Consider the following 15,002-nt stretch of genomic DNA (forward strand, 5'->3'; position numbering starts at 1 on the left):
TCACCACGTGGCGTCGAGTCCCAGGTGCTTGAGCGCCTCGTGACGCAGCCCGGCCAGCTTCGGGTCGCCGCGATGGCGCGGGTAGGGCAGGTCGACCACCAGCTCCGCCGCGATGCGCGCGGGCCGGTCGCTCAGCACGATCACCCGGTTGGCAAGGAAGAGCGCCTCTTCCACGTCGTGCGTCACCAGCAACGCGGAGAAACCGGCGCGCTGCCACAGGTTGACCAGCTCGCTCTGCATCGCGATGCGCGTGAGCGAATCGAGCTTGCCCAGCGGCTCGTCGAGCACCAGCAGCTGCGGGTCGTTGACCAGCGCGCGCGCCAGCGCCACGCGTTGCGCCATGCCGCCGGAAAGATGGTGCGGAAAGGCCTTCGCGAACTCGGTCAGGCCCACGAGCTTGAGCGCTTCGTCGACGCGGGCACGCTGTTCCTTCAGCACGCCGCGCGCCTGCAGGCCCAGCGCCACGTTGTCCCACACGCTGCGCCAGGGGTAGAGCGTCGGGTCCTGGAACACGACGATGCGCGACGGATCGGGCCGCGTGATGGTCTCGCCGTTCTGCGTGATGGTGCCGGTGGTCGCGGGCTCGAGCCCGGCCACGAGCCGCAGCAGCGTCGACTTGCCGCAGCCGCTGGGCCCCAGCAGCGCGACGAATTCGCCGGGGCGCACCTGCAGGTCGATGCCGTCGAGCACCTGCAGCACGCCGCCGGACACCTCGAACCAGTGGCTGACGCCGCGAATGTCTATGTGCGCGCCGCCGGCATTTGCATTGGCCGGGGAGGGCGCGGGAGGAAGCACGGCGTTCGTCGTCACCATTTGACGGTTCCTTTCTGCCAGGACAGCACGCGGTCGCGCACCTTGAAGAGCAGCGTGATGAGACCCGAGCACAGCGCCGCCATGACGAGCAGTGCCGCATACATGTTGGCGTAGGCGGCCCAGCCCTGGGCCCACTGCAGATACCAGCCCAGCCCGGCCTTCACGCCCATCATCTCGGCCGTGATGAGTACCGAGAACGAAGCCCCCAGGCCCATGAACAGCCCGACGAAGACCTGCGGCAGCGCAGCAGGAATCGCCACCCGCAGCACCAGGAAGCGCTCCGACGCACCCAGCGTGCGCGCCACGTCGTAATAGCTCTTGTGCACCGAAGCCACGCCCGACCAGGTCAGCACCGCCACAGGGAAGAAAGTGGCCAGCCCTACGAGGAACACGGCAGCCGAATAGCTCGACGGCGCGAAGAAGAATGCGAGCGGCAGCAGCGCCGACGCCGGCACCGGCCCCAGGAAGCGCAGCAGCGGATGCACCCAATACCCCGCGATGCGCGACCAGCCGATCGATACGCCGGTGACGAAACCGACCAGCGCGCCCAGCACGAAACCATTGACCAGCAGGCGCAGCGAATAGGCGGTCGACAGGCCCAGCCGGCGCCAGTCTTCATGCACCACGTCGATCAGGCTCTGCGGCGGCGCGAAGAAGGGCGAGGGCAGCACGCCCAGCTTGGCGGTGCCGATCTCCCACAGCGCGAGCGCCACGGGCAGCGCGACCAGCCATTGCCCGGCCGGCCTCAGAGCGCGGGCCAGCCTGCCCGCCCGGCTGCCCAGCAGCGCGATGGCCAGCAGCACAGCGGCGCCCACCAGCGTGGCAATGCCGAACTCGAAGGTGAAGGCCCAGTCGCTGAAGCCGACTTCCTTGTTCGGCCACAGCAGCGTGAGCAGGCCCAGCGCGACCCATGCGGCCGCGGCGAGCAGGCCGGTGGGCCAGATGCCCGTGGGGGCGGCGGGGCGCAGCGTCGCCGCCTGCGGTGCGGCCGGTGCCTTCGGTACGCGAGGAGCCGGCGAGCGGACGTTGCCCTGCAGTCCGAGCGGTGCGTCCAGAGTCTGTTCAGCCGCGCTCATGCCAGGACGTCCAGCGATACGTGGTTGGCGAAGCGGACCACGTCGGTGCTCTTCTTCAGGATGCCCGCGTTGCGGAAGTCGGAAGCAAAGGCCTCGACCTCGTTGCGCAGCGCCTTGCCGGCCGGGTGGTGCTTGTAAGTGAGTTCGGCCAGCAGCTTCTGCAGGTCTTCGAGCGGCACCTTGGGCGCGTACTTCGAATAGATGCGCGCAGCCTCGTTCGGGTTTTCCGCCACGTAGTCGGAGGCTTGCGCCAGCGCGCGCACCACGGCGGCGGCGCGCGGCTTGTCGTTGCGCGCCAGTTCGCCGCGAGCGCCGACGATGCAGCACAGGCGCTCGGCGTATTCGCCCTTGGCGCTGTTGGCGATTTCGGTGAAGACGCCGGGGTTGCGCTTCTCGATGAGGAACACGTTGGGGTCGCCGTCGGCAATCGCGTGGATCTCGCCCTTCTTCACCGCCACGTCGAGCAGGTCGGCCGGGTAGACGCGCCAGTCGACGTCCTTGTCGATGTCGATGCCCTTCTTCGCGAGGTGAATGGCGTAGAACTGCCTGGCCGGGCTGTTCTGGTCCGACACGCCGATGGTCTTGCCCTTGAGGCTGGCCAGGTCGGTCGTCACGCCCGAAGCCCTGGCGCCCACCAGCCGCAGGCAGCCGCCGTGCACGCTGCCCACCACCTTGACGTCGAAGCCGGCTTCGAGCGGCTTCACCCAGCGGTGGATCAGACCCACGCCCAGGTCGGCCTTGCCGGTGGCCAGCGCCTCCAGCATCTGGTCGGACGAGCCGGCCCAGTTGAGCAGCTCGACGTCGAGCCCGTTCTTCTCGAAGAAACCGCGCTCCAGCGCCACCGGCACCGGCGCAAGGCAGAAGCCCGCCTGGCTCCACGCGAAGGTCAGCTTGCGCGGCTGCGACCAGGCCGAGGCGCCGAGCAGGCCCGCGGAACCGACCATGGCGGCAGCCGCCCCGGCCTGCAGCACGCTGCGGCGCGAGGGCGGTAAGTGATCGAGGGGAACGGTCATCGCAGGCTTCTCCACCGGAAATTTGGAAGCTGCGAGTGTTGGCGCGCGAGGCGTGCGCGGCCAACGAATGAATGCGGCTATGGATATGCGCGCAGCTACTTTCCCTTGGCGCTCTTGGTTCCCTTGGTGCCGAAGCTCTCGACGAGGAATTCGACGATGGCCTGCACGCGTGCCGTGCGCCCCTTGCGGCTGGGCACCAGCAGCGTGACCGGGGCGCTTTCGAACTGCCAGTCGGCCAGCACGCGCACCAGCGTGCCGCGCGCCACGGCGTCGGCCGCGTCCCATTCGGAGCGCAGCACGAGGCCCATGCCCTGTTCAGCCCACTGGCGGGCCACGCCGCCGTCGTTGGTGACGTAGGCGGGCGAGATGCGCAGCGTCTCCCGCCTGGCCTTTGCGGTAGCCGCCCGGCCGGCCGGGCGCAGGTGCCACAGGGTCACGTCCTCGTCGTTCTCACGGATGCAGATGCAGTCGTGCTGCATCACGTCGCGCGGCACTCGGGGCGTGCCGCGCTGGCGCAGGTAGTCGGGGCTGGCGCAAAGCCAGCGCTCGTTGGCGCTCAGGGTGCGCGCCACCCACGACGAATCGCGCACCGTGCCGATGTGGATCACCGCGTCGGCATCGTGCCGGTCGGGCCACGGGGTCTCGCGCAGGTCGAGCTGCACACCCAGCCCCGGATGCAGCCGGGCGAAGCGAGCCAGCATCGGCGCGATGTACTGCCGGCCGTAGCCGAAGGGCGCCGCGATGCGCAGCGTGCCGGTGAGCCGCTTGTCGTCGCGCTGCATCGACTCGCGCAGCCCCTCGATCTGGCCGAGCAGCGCGGCCGCCTCGCGCGCGAAGCGTTCGCCCTCTGGCGTGAGGCTCAGCTTGCGTGCGGTGCGGGTAGCGAGCGACAGGCCCAGCGCAGCCTCGAGCTTGCGCAGCCGCATCGAAAGCGCGGGCGGCGTCACGTCGAGCGCTCGTGCCGCCGCACTCAGAGAGGGCTCGCGCAGCAGGGCGGCGGCGAGCTGCATGTCTTCGATCTGGATCGTCGTCATTAACTTGTGCTTAACGATTGATGACGCTGCATTGAAGCACAGGCGTTGCTTTGAAACGTACAGTCGTCGTCCATGCAATCCCCGAACGCTTATCCCCGTGCCGTGCTGTTCGACCTGCTCACGGCGCTGCTCGACTCCTGGACCGTGTGGAACACGGCAGCCGGCTCCGAAGAAAAAGGCCGCACCTGGCGCGCCGAATATCTGAGGCTCACCTACGGCTGCGGCGCCTACGTGCCCTACGAACAACTGGTGAAAGACGCCGCGCGCAATACCGGCATGGCCGATTCCGCTCCCGATGTGCTCGAGGCGCAATGGGACACGCTGCCCGTATGGAGCGGCGCCCGCGAACTGCTGCTTGCGCTGAAGCCGCACTGCAGGCTGGCCGTCGTCACCAACTGCTCCAGGCGCCTCGGCCATCGCGCAGCGGCCCGGCTGGGCATCGACTGGGACGTGATCGTCACTTCGGAAGAAGCCGGCTTCTACAAGCCCGACCCGCGCCCGTACCGCATGGCGCTCGACCGGCTGGGCGTGAAGGCGGAAGACGCAGCCTTCGTCGCCGGCTCAGGCTACGACATGTTCGGCACCTCGGCGGTCGGGCTGCGCACGTTCTGGCACAACCGTGTCGGCCTTGCACTGCCGCAGGGTGCGCCGTCGCCCGAACTGCAGGCGGCGACGCTGGAGCCCGCGCTGCCATGGCTGCAATCCTTCGCCAAATGAAAGTCCGCTCATGAACGAAACCCTCGCCACCATCGACACGCCCGCGGCCTTGATCGAACGCACGCGCATGCAGCGCAACATCGGGCGCATGCAGCGGCACATGAACGAACTCGGCGTGCGCTTTCGCCCGCACGTGAAGACCAGCAAGTGCATCGAGGTCGCCAAGGCGCAGCGCGAGGCTGGCGCCCAGGGCATCACCGTCTCCACGCTGAAGGAGGCCGAGCAGTTCTTCGCCGAAGGCTTCACCGACATCCTCTACGCCGTCGGCATGGCGCCGCACCGGCTGCAGCACGCGCTGGAGCTGCGCCGGCGCGGCTGCGCGCTGGGCATCCTCACGGACAGCGCCGAATCGGCGCGCGCGATCGTCGCGTTCGGCAAGGCGAATGCAGAAGCCTTCGACGTGCTCATCGAGGTCGACACCGACGGCCACCGCAGCGGCATCCGGCCCGACGAAGACAGCCTGCTCGAAGTGGCCCGCGTGCTGCATGAGGGCGGGATGCGCCTCGGCGGCGTGATGACGCATGCCGGCTCCAGCTACGAACTCGATACCCCCGAAGCCCTGCGAGCCATGGCCGAGCAGGAACGCTCGGGTTGCGTGCGCGCCGCGCAGCGGTTGCGCGATGCGGGCCTGCCGTGCCCCGTGGTCAGCGTGGGCTCCACGCCGACTGCGCTGATGGCCGAAGCACTCGAAGGTGTGACGGAGGTGCGCGCCGGCGTGTACGTGTTCTTCGACCTCGTGATGCGCAACATCGGCGTGTGCAGCGAAGACGACATCGCCCTCAGCGTGCTCACCACGGTGATCGGCCACCAGGCGGAGAAGGGCTGGGCCATAGTCGACGCAGGCTGGATGGCGATGAGCCGCGACCGTGGCACGCAGAAGCAGAAGCGGGACTTCGGCTACGGGCAGGTCTGCGACGTCGGCGGCCGGGTGCTGGGCGGTTACGTGCTCGGCGGTGCCAACCAGGAGCACGGCATCCTCGCGCGCGAGGGCGAGCCGGATACGGACATCGTGGCGCGCTTTCCCATCGGCACGCGGCTGCGCGTCCTGCCGAACCATGCGTGTGCGACTGGAGCGCAGTTCCCCGAATATCACGCGCTGTCGGAAGACGGCGTGCTGCAGCCCTGGGGTCGATTCCACGGCTGGTGAGCTGCACGACGGAGAAGGGCGAAGGAGCCCAGGCGGCACGCCGTCTTCAAAATATGTATGATGCACGTCATGCGAAACATGAAGACAGGTGCCCGAGCTGCCGCCAAGGATGCCACGCACGATCGCATCGTGTCCGTGGCGGCCCGGGCCATCCGCCGCAGCGGCTACGACGGCACCGGGGTATCGGACATCATGAAGGAGGCAGGCCTGACGCACGGTGCCTTCTATGCCCACTTCGCGTCGCGTGAAGCCATGCTGGCCGAGGCAGCGGGGAGGGCGTGCGCGGAGTCCGCTGCTGCCGTAGCCAACGTGGTGGCCGACGTACCTCCCGGCGCCGCTCTGGCGGCCATGCTGGGCGCCTATCTCTCGAAGGAGCATCTGGAGCACGTCGACATTGGCTGTCCGTTGGTCGCTCTGGGCTGCGAAACCTCCCGCCAGGTTCCGGAAGTGCGCCGGGTCGCGACCCGGCACATCAAGGAAATGATCGACCTCATCGCCCGCCAGTTGCCTGACTGGGGACAGCCCGGCGCCCACGAACAGGCGCTCGTGACCATCTCCACGATGGTGGGCGCCTTGCTGCTGGCGCGTGCGGTCGATGAACCCGCGCTGTCCGACAGCCTGCGCGAGGCTGCGCTCAAGCACCTGACCTCTACCGGCGGTTGAAATCCTCGATGGACGGCCGCCGCTTTTTTTGGCCTTTATATATGACGATCATCATGCGATATGACAGGCCCAGATGCTTCAGGAACAGGGAAGCGTCATGAAAGCCTTCGTGCTGGAGCGCTACGGCAAAAAGCGCGCGTTGCGTTCAACCGAAGTGCCGACCCCGGAACTGCGCGACGACGAGGTTCTTGTCGAGGTCCATGCCGCCGGCGTGAACCTGCTCGACGCGAAGATCAGGAACGGGGAGTTCAAACTCATCCTTCCTTACCGGCTGCCCCTTGTGCTGGGTCACGACGTGGCCGGCGTCGTGGTCGAGGTGGGGCGGCGTGTACGGCAGTTCAGGCCGGGCGACGAGGTCTACGCGCGGCCGGACGATTTCCGTATCGGCACCTTTGCCGAATTCGTACCGGTCAAGGAAGCGTCGTTGGCGCTCAAGCCCAGGAACCTCACGATGGCGGAAGCCGCCTCCATTCCCCTGGTGGGCCTGACGGCGTGGCAGGCGCTCGTCGAGAAGGCTGATCTGAAGAAGGGGCAGAAGGTCTTCATTCAGGCCGGCTCCGGCGGCGTCGGCACCTTCGCCATCCAGCTGGCCAGGCACCTGGGCGCCACCGTCGCCACGACGACGAGCGCGGGCAACGCCGCGTTCGTGAAGAACCTGGGCGCGGACATCGTCGTCGACTACAGGTCGCAGGACTTCGAGGAAGTCCTGAGCGACTGCGACGTGGTGCTCAACAGCCAGGACGGCAAGACGCTCGACAAGTCGCTTCGCGTGCTCAGGCGCGGCGGAAAGCTCATTTCCATCTCCGGACCGCCAGACCCTGAATTCGGCAAGGAGATCGCAGCGCCCGGATTCGTGAAGCTGGTCATGCGGCTGCTGAGCTCTGGCATCAGGCGAAAGGCCCGTGGCCTGGGCATCGGCTACTCGTTCCTCTTCATGAAGGCGAACGGAAGCCAGTTGCGCGAGATCACCCGGCTCATCGAGGCCGGGGCCATCCGTCCCGTGATTGACAGCGTTTTTCCGTTCGAGTCCACCAACGAGGCCCTGGCTCATGTCGAAGCCGGCCGCGCGAAGGGCAAGGTCGTCATCAGCGTCAAGTGAACCCGTTTCCCACCCACTCGCACTTTTTTGGAGAGTCCTATGAAGATCGAAAACTCTGTCGCCCTCGTCACGGGGGCCAATCGCGGCATCGGCCTGGCATTCGCCCGCGAGCTGCTCGCCCGTGGTGCGCGCAAGGTCTACGCCGGTGCTCGCGACCCGGTCGCCGTCACGCAATCCGGCGTTCAGCCCATCCGGCTCGACGTCAACAAGCCGGACGACGTGGCGGCCGCTGCGGAGCTGGCGTCCGATGTCACGCTGGTCATCAACAACGCCGGCATCGCCCAGCCGGGAGGCTTTCTCGCAGCCGACAGCGAAGAAGTCGCGCGACGCATCTTCGAGACCAACTTCTTCGCCGTGCTGCGCACGAGCAAGGCCTTTGCGCCGATCCTCAAGGCCAACGGCGGCGGCGCCTTGCTCAACGTGCTGTCGGTCGCTTCATGGGTGAACGGCGGCGAGCTGGCGGCCTACTCGGCGAGCAAGTCGGCCGCATGGTCGCTCACCAATGGCCTGCGCAACGAACTGGCGGCGCAGAAGACGCAGGTGCTGGGGCTGCACATGGCTTACGTCGACACCGACCTGACGCGCGGGTTCGAAGTGCCGAAGTCCAGCGCCGAGGAGATCGTCAGGCGCGCACTCGACGGACTCGAATCGGGCCTCGACGAGGTGTTGGCCGACCAGGTCACCCAGCAAGTGAAGCAGGGCATGACCGCGGCGAGGCCGAGCTACCTGCCGCAGGCCTCCTGAAAGAACGCCGGGAGTGCGGACAGCCTCCGCGCTCGCAGCTTCTTTCGCGTTGATCGGGAGCCGAAAGCCGGCCTGCAGCGGCGCGATCGGCACATCGGCACGCAAGTGCCGAATGCTGCATTTGTTCGCAGAATCGAGACTTCCTCGCACATCAGGCGCCGCGCAGCGCCGCTCTTCTCTACAGTGAATGCCCCTGTCACTCAGCGCCCCACCCAGCGGGCAAGGACGGCATCACCAACAAGCAGCAACCAGAAACGAACAGACCGCCGCGCCTCGCGGCGGTCCATCGACGCACGCGCATCGATGCGAATGCGAGGCACAAAAGGCGACGGCCGGGGCGCGCAAACACCCCAGCCGTCTGACCAAGTGAAGTGCACTACCTCAGAAAGGACGCACGACAAAATGGCTGATCGAATTATGGCCCGGCCCAACACGCCGGTATCTCCCGAAGCCGCGGCTGCCACAGCACCCGCCGCCCCGGACCTCCTCGAAAACAAGCTGGAGCAACTGAAGTCCCTGCTATGGGCCTGCCACGGCGACGGCGCCCGATGGAGCGAAGACGAGGGGCTGCAGAACCTCGACAACGTCTTCTGGCTCGCGTGGGAGATGGCGCGGGATGCGACTGCGCTGCTTCAGCAATGCGCAGGGGCGCTGGGCAAGGAGTGGGTGGCGCCGGATCGATAGGCGTTGAGGGGGAGGGCTGGTGCATCGCGTTGCGGTGTGCCAGCGCCTTTGGGGTGTGCAGGGTAGCGATCCGCGTGTCAGCTATCTCTTTGTTAGCCACATAAACATCGAGCGGGCACAAAGGGCAAGTCATTTAGAACTGAGCCAAGGCAAGACCAACTCCTTTGTTTTGTAACCCAGCAAAGTCAGGATCAGGATGGTCACAGCAAGATGCGTGGTCGCACGAGTTGCGCGCAGCAGGTAGCCGCTAAGCGGTCTGCTGGTCCCTGGATAGAGCTGAGGCATGAGAATCGACGCCTCCGGTCCCGCGACTGGGTTCTCTTCGGAGATATAGATGTGATTCCCCAAGGCAGTGGGCCCCAAGAACACGTTCCCTACGATGGTCGTGGTTGGAGGTCCTCGGCGACCACCACCAGTCCGAACTAGCGGGTATGTCGTAAAGTTTTCACCCCACACACTGCTGACGATGGATGTCTCCACAGACAGAGTTGGCTGAGCGAAATTGTGCCCATTCAGCCAGCCAATGAAGTAGGCGATCAGATCGAATTGTCCGCGCTGAAGTCGAGGCGCCAGTGCCCGCCCGAGTTTGTTGTCTGTTGCTCCATGTCCGACGCGCAAGTTGGACACGGAGTTGGAAAGCAGAGTGGCCAGCCTCGTTCCGTGTACAGCTTGCGCTGCGGGCAATTGCGCACGAGCCTGAGAGGTCAGAACAATGAACGCGGCAATAAGAGCTCTGCCCCACTGCGCATAGATCGTAAAGATGCGCGGTGTCAAAAGAACATCGATCCAGCTGGTGAGGTAGAGCGAGCCGATGCGATCCATCAGCATCGGCAGGGAAATGTATTCGTTCATGTAGTCGCAAACCATCTGCTGAATGCGACTGTCTGCGACGTGATGCGCGCGCATCGTTCCTTGGCCGCCAGCTCCTTGATGCGGCCGGCTCGCGTCGTAGCCACGCTCGACCGGACCAAGAGGATCCCGGCCTACCGCGGCAAAGCCACGGGTGACAAGCTGCAAGGCACTCGTTCCCCGGTCGACGGCCATTCTGGTGAACGGCGCGAATGGGTCACGATCGTCAACGATGAATCTAGGGGTTGCCCTGCCGTGTGCCGCGGCTTGGTGGCCTGGTTGACCAAAAGGTGGGTTGACGATGATAGGCATGAAAGGATGCTTTCGATGTACACGTCGATCGTTGACAAGCCTGGAAGGTCAGCTTGCCCTTGAAGAGCGATCAAGTTACTGGCAGCACCCTCCGCATGCAACCACATGAACTCGGGATGTGCTCGGCCGACATGCCCAGTCAATAAGGCAGTTCCATATGCATTTCTGTTGCCCTGGCGCCAGGTTGCGACGTTGCGGAACTCACTGGCAAAAGAGGTGAATCCGCGACTGCTCGGCGCTGCGTGTCTCTACTACATGGTGGACAAGGGCATATCAGGACGTGGTCTGGGCACTGACCCTGTTTACGCAGCCAAGTGCGAATTCGTCTGCACTTCTGTCGAAGCCTACCGGGCAGCCTCTGGCCAGCACCAGCAGGAGATCAGGGGCGACATCGCCAATTACACGGACATTCAACCCATGGTGAAGATCAATGAGGTGGTAGTGGAGCGTTCAGAAGTCTGACCAAGGTGCGAATGTCGCTAAGCGCCGCATCTGCGCATGGCGAATGCCTGGGGCAATGCGGCGTTACTGCGAATGCTCCAGCGCTCCGTCATTTCAACGACTCAAGCAATTGCAGGTGGCAAGACCAAGCGGCGCAATGTCTGCCTCTGGCCGCTTGAGGTCCATTGCTGATCAAGCGTCTTCAAGGGCCGCGATGTACGGCAAGACTCGGGGATGGGCTTGAACCCACTGCTCACCCAAAAACGTCGATACGGAACCCGAGCCGATAACGCCAGCAATGGACCCTGACTTGGCTGCGGCCTGTAGCAAGCCGTGCGCCGCATGCATCACCTTCTCGCTCTCGGCAGACCCCGGCTCGCCGGCTTCGATTCCCCACTCCTTTTGAATCGCCGCGATGAGCTTGCCAGCGGCGGCTTCGAGAGGTGTTCGTGAACGTGTCATTGCTTCGATCCAACTCCTACGCACGCCCCCGCCGCTGCCCAGCCCAATGAGCAAGCACGATGACGACGGGAAACACCAGCTCCGAAACAAGGTACGCCACCCAAAGCCCCGCAGGCTCAGGCAGCCCGACCTTGCCCATCGACACAAGCCGCCCGACCGCCGCCATGAAGATGGAGAGGGCGATCAGATAGACGAGGGTTCCCTGTTGCCTGATGGTCACCGCAGCCCAGAAGCTGATGACTCCCATCGACAGATACACGCCGCCCATGAAGCGGTGCAGGTTGTCCAGCCGTGGCGTGGTCTCGGGCTGCCCGAGGATCAGTTGGACCGTGCCGCCGAACAGCGCGATTGCGGCGACGAGAAAAAGGCAGGCTTGCACGATGCGCTGGGTTGCGGGCATGGACGTACCTCGTTGCGGAACGGCTTTCGCGAGGCCGCGATTGTCGCCTGCGCAGGCGCTTTCAGATTGCCTGTTCTTCGACCACCCGCCGCACCGTCCGCAACGCACTGCGCAATCCGTCCAGTCCCACGGACCCCAGCGCCAGCCGCAGCGCATGCGGTACGTGCTTCGACGTGGCGAAGGGCTCGGCGGTGGACACGGAGACGCCTTCGCGCATGAGCGCCGTGGCAACGCGGTCGGCGCGCGTCTCCTCGGGCAGGGGCAGCCAGGCGAAGTACGACGACGGGTGCCGCACGCATCGCAGGCCGGCGAGCGCTTCGCCGGCAATGATCTGCCTCGCTGCCGCGTCCTGTCGCTTCTCCGACTCGAGGCGGTCGACCGTGCCGTCTTCGAGCCAGGTGCAGGCAATGGCCGTGGTCACGCCCGGCGTGCACCAGGTGGTGGCGCGTATCGCCCGTTCGAGCTTCGGCACGCAGTCTTCCGGCGCGACGACGAAGCCGACGCGAAGCCCGGTCGCCACGCTCTTGGAGAGGCCCGAGACGTACACCGTGCTCTCGGGCGCCAGCGAAGCCAGCGGCGGAGGCGGGTCGGCGGCCAGGAAGGCATAGGCCGCGTCCTCGATGATGAGCAGGCCATGTCGCCTCGCGATGGCCGCGAGGCGTCGACGGCGGCTCGCGCTCATCACCCAGCCCAGCGGGTTGTGCATCGTCGGCATGGCGTAGACGGCGCGCACCCGGCGCCGCGCGCACAGGCGCTCCAGCGCGTCAAGGTCCGGGCCCTGGCCTGACGCGGGAATTGGTGCCAGCTCCAGCCGATGCGCCTCGGCGAGCACCTTGAATCCGGGATAGGTGAGGGCGTCGACCGCGACCACCTCGCCCGGCTGCAGCAGCGCCATCACCGTCACCGCGAGGCCGTGCTGCGCGCCGTCGACCAGCAGCACTCTCGACGGCTCGACCGCCAGTTCGCGCGACGCGGCGAGATGCCGGGCGAAGCAGGCGCGCTCGTGCATGCGTCCGCCATGCGGTGCATAGCGCAGCATCGCTTCCAGCTCGCCGCCGGATGCAAGTTGTCGCAGCGCGCCGCGCAGCAGTTCGGCCTGTCCGGGCAGGGCGGGATGGTTGAAGTTCAGGTCGACCATGTCGGCGGGCAGCGCCCGCTGGTCGGCTGCCGTGCCGATGGGCATGGCGGCCTCGCGTACGAAGGTGCCGCGGCCGACTTCCCCGCTGACAAGGCCCATGGCCTCCAGCTCCGCATAGACACGCGAGGCCGTGACCAGGGCCAGCCCGTGGCGCTCGGCCAGCCGCCGGTGCGTGGGCAGGCGGGTGCCCGGCAGCAGGCGCCCTGTGCGGATCTCGGCGGCGAGTTCATCGACCAGTTGCTTGTAGCGTGCTTCGGCCATAGGGGTCCGGATGTATGCATGACAATTTTTTGATTGTATTGGTCATCCTGACTACGATGAGCGCATCCATCCCCGCATCCCCACGAACCCGACACCATGCACATCGCGATCCTCACCTTCGACGGCTTCAACGAACTCGACTCGCTCATCGCGCTGGGCGTGCTCAACCGCATCAAGAAGCCGGACTGGCGCGTCACCCTCTGCTGCCCGACACCGGAGGTCACCTCTATGAACGGCGTGACCGTGCGCGCGCAGTCGTTGCTGGAAGAAGCGCGCCTTGCCCATGCCGTCATCGTCGGCAGCGGTGTGAAGACGCGGGATGTCGTCGCCAGCCCCGAGCTGATGGGGCGCCTGTCTCTCGACCCGGCACGGCAGCTGATCGCGGCGCAGTGCTCCGGCACGCTGGTTCTCGCGAAGCTCGGCCTCGTGGGCGACGTGCCGGCCTGCACCGACCTGACCACCAAGCCCTGGGTGCAGGAGGCCGGCGTGGAGGTGCTGAACCAGCCCTTCTTCGCGCGAGGCAACGTTGCCACGGCGGGTGGCTGCTTTGCCTCGCCGTATCTCGCGGGCTGGATCATCGCCCGCACCGAAGGCATCGAGGCGGCGACAGCGGCGCTGCACTATGTGGCGCCGGTGGGCGAGAAGGAGGCCTACGTGGCCAACGCGCTGAAGAACATCACGCCGTATCTGCCGCAATGACCTGCTGTCCCGCGGACGGGCAGCGCCCGTAGGTGTCGTCGAAGCGCACGATGTCGTCCTCGCCGAGGTAGCCGCCGGTCTGCACCTCGATCACTTCGAGCACCGTCCGGCCAGGGTTCTCGAGCCGGTGAATGGCGCCGGAGGGCAGGTAGATCGATTCGTTCTCGTGCACCAGCGTGACTTCGCCGTTGCAAGTAGCGCGTGCCGTGCCTTTCACGACCACCCAGTGCTCGGCGCGGTGGTGATGCATCTGCAGCGACAGCTTGGCGCCGGGCTTGACGGTCAGCCGCTTCACCTGGAAGCGCTCGCCCAGGTCGATGCTGTCGTAGGCGCCCCATGGCCGCACCACGCGGCGGTGCTCGGTGGCCTGGGCACAGCCTTCCTGGGAGAGCTTGCGCACTACGTCCGCCACCTGCTCGGCGCAGCCCACGCCGGCCACCAGCACCGCGTCGGGCGTGTCCACGATGATGAGGTTCTCGGTGCCCAGCGCCACCACCGGCCGGTGCGGTGCATGCACGAAGGTGTTGCGCGAATTCAGCGCACTGGCCTTGCCGCTGAGCCGGTTGCCGGCGGCGTCCGCCGGAAGCAGGCTGGCCACCGCGTTCCAGCTGCCGACGTCGCTCCACAGGCCCTCGAACTTCACGACGGCGATGTGCTTGTGTTTCTCGAGCACGGCGTAGTCGATGCTTTCGGCGCGGCACGCGGCGAAGGCGGCATTGTCCAGCCGCATGAAGCTGCCGTCGCGCGTCGCGCCGACGGTGGCCCGCTCGCAGGCCTGCAGGATTTCGGGAGCATGCTCACGCAGCGCGGCGATCAGCGTGCGAGCCTGCACGAGGAAGATGCCCGCGTTCCAGCTGTAGCCGCCCTGCAGGATCAGCATCTCGGCCACGGGCGCCGTCGGTTTTTCCACGAAGCGCACCACGGCCTGGCTGTGCCCGTCGGGAAGCGGCGCCCCGGCCTCGATGTAGCCGTAGGCCGTGCTCGGAAAGCTCGGCGCCACGCCGAAGGTGACGATCTTGCCGGCCAGCGCGGCATCGATGCCCGAGCGCACCGTGCGGGCGAACAGCGGGGCATCGGGAATGTGATGGTCGGAGGGCGCGAACAGCAGCAGGTCGTCGGCGTCGGCCACCAGCGCGGCCGATGCCATGGCGGCGGCCGTGTTGCGCGCCACCGGTTCCAGGATCTGCAGGCCCGTGGCGCAGGCGTTGTCCACCGTTTCCTTCACCAGGAAGCGATGGTCCTCCGAGGTGACGCAGGTGATTTCGGAGTTCAGCAGCGCCAGCCGTTCGAGCGTGAGATGCAGCAGGCTCTTTCCGCCGACCAGCGGCGCGAACTGCTTGGGCAGGGCCTTGCGCGACAGCGGCCACAGCCGCGTACCACTGCCGCCGCACAGGACCACGGGATGGATGGGAAGAAGGTTGTTCATGATCGCCAGCGTTGGGTGTGGAGA

16 protein-coding genes and 1 pseudogene are annotated in these 15,002 nt (G+C 66.5%); 8 read left to right on the forward strand and 9 right to left on the reverse strand.

Features of this window, described 5'->3' with window-relative positions; genetic code table 11:
* The 4 genes from EJO71_RS22750 to EJO71_RS22765 form a co-directional block, all read right to left on the reverse strand.
* On the reverse strand, nt 1-813 hold the full coding sequence (locus tag EJO71_RS22750; RefSeq protein WP_125950926.1) for an ABC transporter ATP-binding protein: 813 nt from the start codon (nt 811-813) through the stop codon (nt 1-3).
* Entirely contained in the window at nt 807-1,889 is a 1,083-nt protein-coding gene (locus EJO71_RS22755; protein WP_125950927.1) for an ABC transporter permease subunit, read from the reverse strand. The genes EJO71_RS22750 and EJO71_RS22755 overlap by 7 nt, the downstream gene beginning before the upstream one ends.
* A complete protein-coding gene (locus tag EJO71_RS22760; protein ID WP_125950928.1) occupies nt 1,886-2,902 on the reverse strand; it encodes an ABC transporter substrate-binding protein in 1,017 nt (338 codons plus the stop codon). Before EJO71_RS22760 ends, EJO71_RS22755 begins: the two co-directional genes overlap by 4 nt.
* 95 nt (nt 2,903-2,997) lie before the next feature.
* Nucleotides 2,998-3,936: a LysR family transcriptional regulator gene (locus EJO71_RS22765; RefSeq protein ID WP_125950929.1), complete on the reverse strand. Its 939-nt coding sequence runs from the start codon at nt 3,934-3,936 to the stop codon at nt 2,998-3,000.
* A 72-nt stretch (nt 3,937-4,008) separates the two neighbouring features.
* Here EJO71_RS22765 and EJO71_RS22770 point away from each other — a divergent pair, with 72 nt between their 5' ends.
* The 6 genes from EJO71_RS22770 to EJO71_RS22795 all read left to right on the forward strand — a co-directional run bounded on the left by EJO71_RS22770 (nt 4,009) and on the right by EJO71_RS22795 (nt 8,990).
* Nucleotides 4,009-4,653 carry an HAD-IA family hydrolase gene (locus tag EJO71_RS22770; RefSeq protein ID WP_125950930.1) on the forward strand — a complete coding sequence of 215 codons (645 nt, stop codon included), beginning with the start codon at nt 4,009-4,011 and terminating at the stop codon, nt 4,651-4,653.
* 10 nt (nt 4,654-4,663) lie between these two features.
* On the forward strand, nt 4,664-5,800 hold the full coding sequence (locus tag EJO71_RS22775) for a DSD1 family PLP-dependent enzyme (protein ID WP_125950931.1): 1,137 nt from the start codon (nt 4,664-4,666) through the stop codon (nt 5,798-5,800).
* A 57-nt stretch (nt 5,801-5,857) separates the two neighbouring features.
* Nucleotides 5,858-6,463 (forward strand): TetR/AcrR family transcriptional regulator, encoded by a 606-nt coding sequence (locus tag EJO71_RS22780; RefSeq protein ID WP_125950932.1) that lies wholly within the window; start codon nt 5,858-5,860, stop codon nt 6,461-6,463.
* 97 nt (nt 6,464-6,560) lie between these two features.
* A complete protein-coding gene (locus tag EJO71_RS22785; RefSeq protein WP_125950933.1) occupies nt 6,561-7,562 on the forward strand; it encodes an NADP-dependent oxidoreductase in 1,002 nt (333 codons plus the stop codon).
* Nucleotides 7,563-7,601: 39 nt separating this feature from the next.
* Nucleotides 7,602-8,306, forward strand: a complete 705-nt coding sequence (locus EJO71_RS22790; protein WP_125950934.1) for an SDR family oxidoreductase — start codon at nt 7,602-7,604, stop codon at nt 8,304-8,306.
* Between the two features lie 402 nt (nt 8,307-8,708).
* The gene (locus tag EJO71_RS22795; RefSeq protein ID WP_206169043.1) at nt 8,709-8,990 is read left to right on the forward strand and encodes a hypothetical protein; all 282 of its coding nucleotides are present in this window, start codon (nt 8,709-8,711) and stop codon (nt 8,988-8,990) included.
* Between the two features lie 129 nt (nt 8,991-9,119).
* On the opposite strand, the gene EJO71_RS22800 is transcribed toward EJO71_RS22795, so the two are convergent.
* Nucleotides 9,120-10,151: a hypothetical protein gene (locus tag EJO71_RS22800; protein ID WP_125950935.1), complete on the reverse strand. Its 1,032-nt coding sequence runs from the start codon at nt 10,149-10,151 to the stop codon at nt 9,120-9,122.
* A gap of 225 nt (nt 10,152-10,376) precedes the next feature.
* Between EJO71_RS22800 and EJO71_RS22805 the strand changes: the two are divergent.
* Nucleotides 10,377-10,613: pseudogene (locus EJO71_RS22805) on the forward strand (EthD family reductase); the annotation flags it as partial.
* Nucleotides 10,614-10,784: 171 nt separating this feature from the next.
* On the opposite strand, the gene EJO71_RS22810 reads toward EJO71_RS22805, so the two are convergent.
* From EJO71_RS22810 to EJO71_RS22820, 3 genes are all read right to left on the reverse strand, one after another.
* Nucleotides 10,785-11,054 (reverse strand): hypothetical protein, encoded by a 270-nt coding sequence (locus EJO71_RS22810; RefSeq protein ID WP_125950937.1) that lies wholly within the window; start codon nt 11,052-11,054, stop codon nt 10,785-10,787.
* Between the two features lie 16 nt (nt 11,055-11,070).
* The gene (locus EJO71_RS22815) at nt 11,071-11,454 is read right to left on the reverse strand and encodes a DUF4345 domain-containing protein (protein ID WP_125950938.1); all 384 of its coding nucleotides are present in this window, start codon (nt 11,452-11,454) and stop codon (nt 11,071-11,073) included.
* Nucleotides 11,455-11,515: 61 nt separating this feature from the next.
* Nucleotides 11,516-12,853, reverse strand: coding sequence for a PLP-dependent aminotransferase family protein (locus tag EJO71_RS22820; RefSeq protein WP_125950939.1), 1,338 nt, complete (start codon nt 12,851-12,853; stop codon nt 11,516-11,518).
* 96 nt (nt 12,854-12,949) lie between these two features.
* Between EJO71_RS22820 and EJO71_RS22825 the strand changes: the two genes are divergently transcribed.
* Nucleotides 12,950-13,552: a DJ-1/PfpI family protein gene (locus EJO71_RS22825; RefSeq protein WP_125950940.1), complete on the forward strand. Its 603-nt coding sequence runs from the start codon at nt 12,950-12,952 to the stop codon at nt 13,550-13,552.
* Here EJO71_RS22825 and EJO71_RS22830 read toward each other — a convergent pair.
* Nucleotides 13,530-14,978: a mannose-1-phosphate guanylyltransferase/mannose-6-phosphate isomerase gene (locus tag EJO71_RS22830; RefSeq protein WP_125950941.1), complete on the reverse strand. Its 1,449-nt coding sequence runs from the start codon at nt 14,976-14,978 to the stop codon at nt 13,530-13,532. The two genes, EJO71_RS22825 and EJO71_RS22830, sit on opposite strands and share 23 nt — an antisense overlap.
* Nucleotides 14,979-15,002 lie beyond the last annotated feature (24 nt).

Source organism: Variovorax sp. 679, assembly GCF_003952185.1.
In the GTDB taxonomy this organism is placed as follows: Bacteria; Pseudomonadota; Gammaproteobacteria; order Burkholderiales; family Burkholderiaceae_C; genus Variovorax.

Coding starts and splice junctions, on each gene's coding strand:
- EJO71_RS22750 (WP_125950926.1), bottom strand. CDS start 813: ATGGTGACGACGAACGCCGTGCTTCCTCCCGCGCCCTCCCCGGCCAAT.
- EJO71_RS22755 (WP_125950927.1), bottom strand. CDS start 1,889: ATGAGCGCGGCTGAACAGACTCTGGACGCACCGCTCGGACTGCAGGGC.
- EJO71_RS22760 (WP_125950928.1), bottom strand. CDS start 2,902: ATGACCGTTCCCCTCGATCACTTACCGCCCTCGCGCCGCAGCGTGCTG.
- EJO71_RS22765 (WP_125950929.1), bottom strand. CDS start 3,936: ATGACGACGATCCAGATCGAAGACATGCAGCTCGCCGCCGCCCTGCTG.
- EJO71_RS22770 (WP_125950930.1), top strand. CDS start 4,009: ATGCAATCCCCGAACGCTTATCCCCGTGCCGTGCTGTTCGACCTGCTC.
- EJO71_RS22775 (WP_125950931.1), top strand. CDS start 4,664: ATGAACGAAACCCTCGCCACCATCGACACGCCCGCGGCCTTGATCGAA.
- EJO71_RS22780 (WP_125950932.1), top strand. CDS start 5,858: ATGATGCACGTCATGCGAAACATGAAGACAGGTGCCCGAGCTGCCGCC.
- EJO71_RS22785 (WP_125950933.1), top strand. CDS start 6,561: ATGAAAGCCTTCGTGCTGGAGCGCTACGGCAAAAAGCGCGCGTTGCGT.
- EJO71_RS22790 (WP_125950934.1), top strand. CDS start 7,602: ATGAAGATCGAAAACTCTGTCGCCCTCGTCACGGGGGCCAATCGCGGC.
- EJO71_RS22795 (WP_206169043.1), top strand. CDS start 8,709: ATGGCTGATCGAATTATGGCCCGGCCCAACACGCCGGTATCTCCCGAA.
- EJO71_RS22800 (WP_125950935.1), bottom strand. CDS start 10,151: ATGCCTATCATCGTCAACCCACCTTTTGGTCAACCAGGCCACCAAGCC.
- EJO71_RS22810 (WP_125950937.1), bottom strand. CDS start 11,054: ATGACACGTTCACGAACACCTCTCGAAGCCGCCGCTGGCAAGCTCATC.
- EJO71_RS22815 (WP_125950938.1), bottom strand. CDS start 11,454: ATGCCCGCAACCCAGCGCATCGTGCAAGCCTGCCTTTTTCTCGTCGCC.
- EJO71_RS22820 (WP_125950939.1), bottom strand. CDS start 12,853: ATGGCCGAAGCACGCTACAAGCAACTGGTCGATGAACTCGCCGCCGAG.
- EJO71_RS22825 (WP_125950940.1), top strand. CDS start 12,950: ATGCACATCGCGATCCTCACCTTCGACGGCTTCAACGAACTCGACTCG.
- EJO71_RS22830 (WP_125950941.1), bottom strand. CDS start 14,978: ATGAACAACCTTCTTCCCATCCATCCCGTGGTCCTGTGCGGCGGCAGT.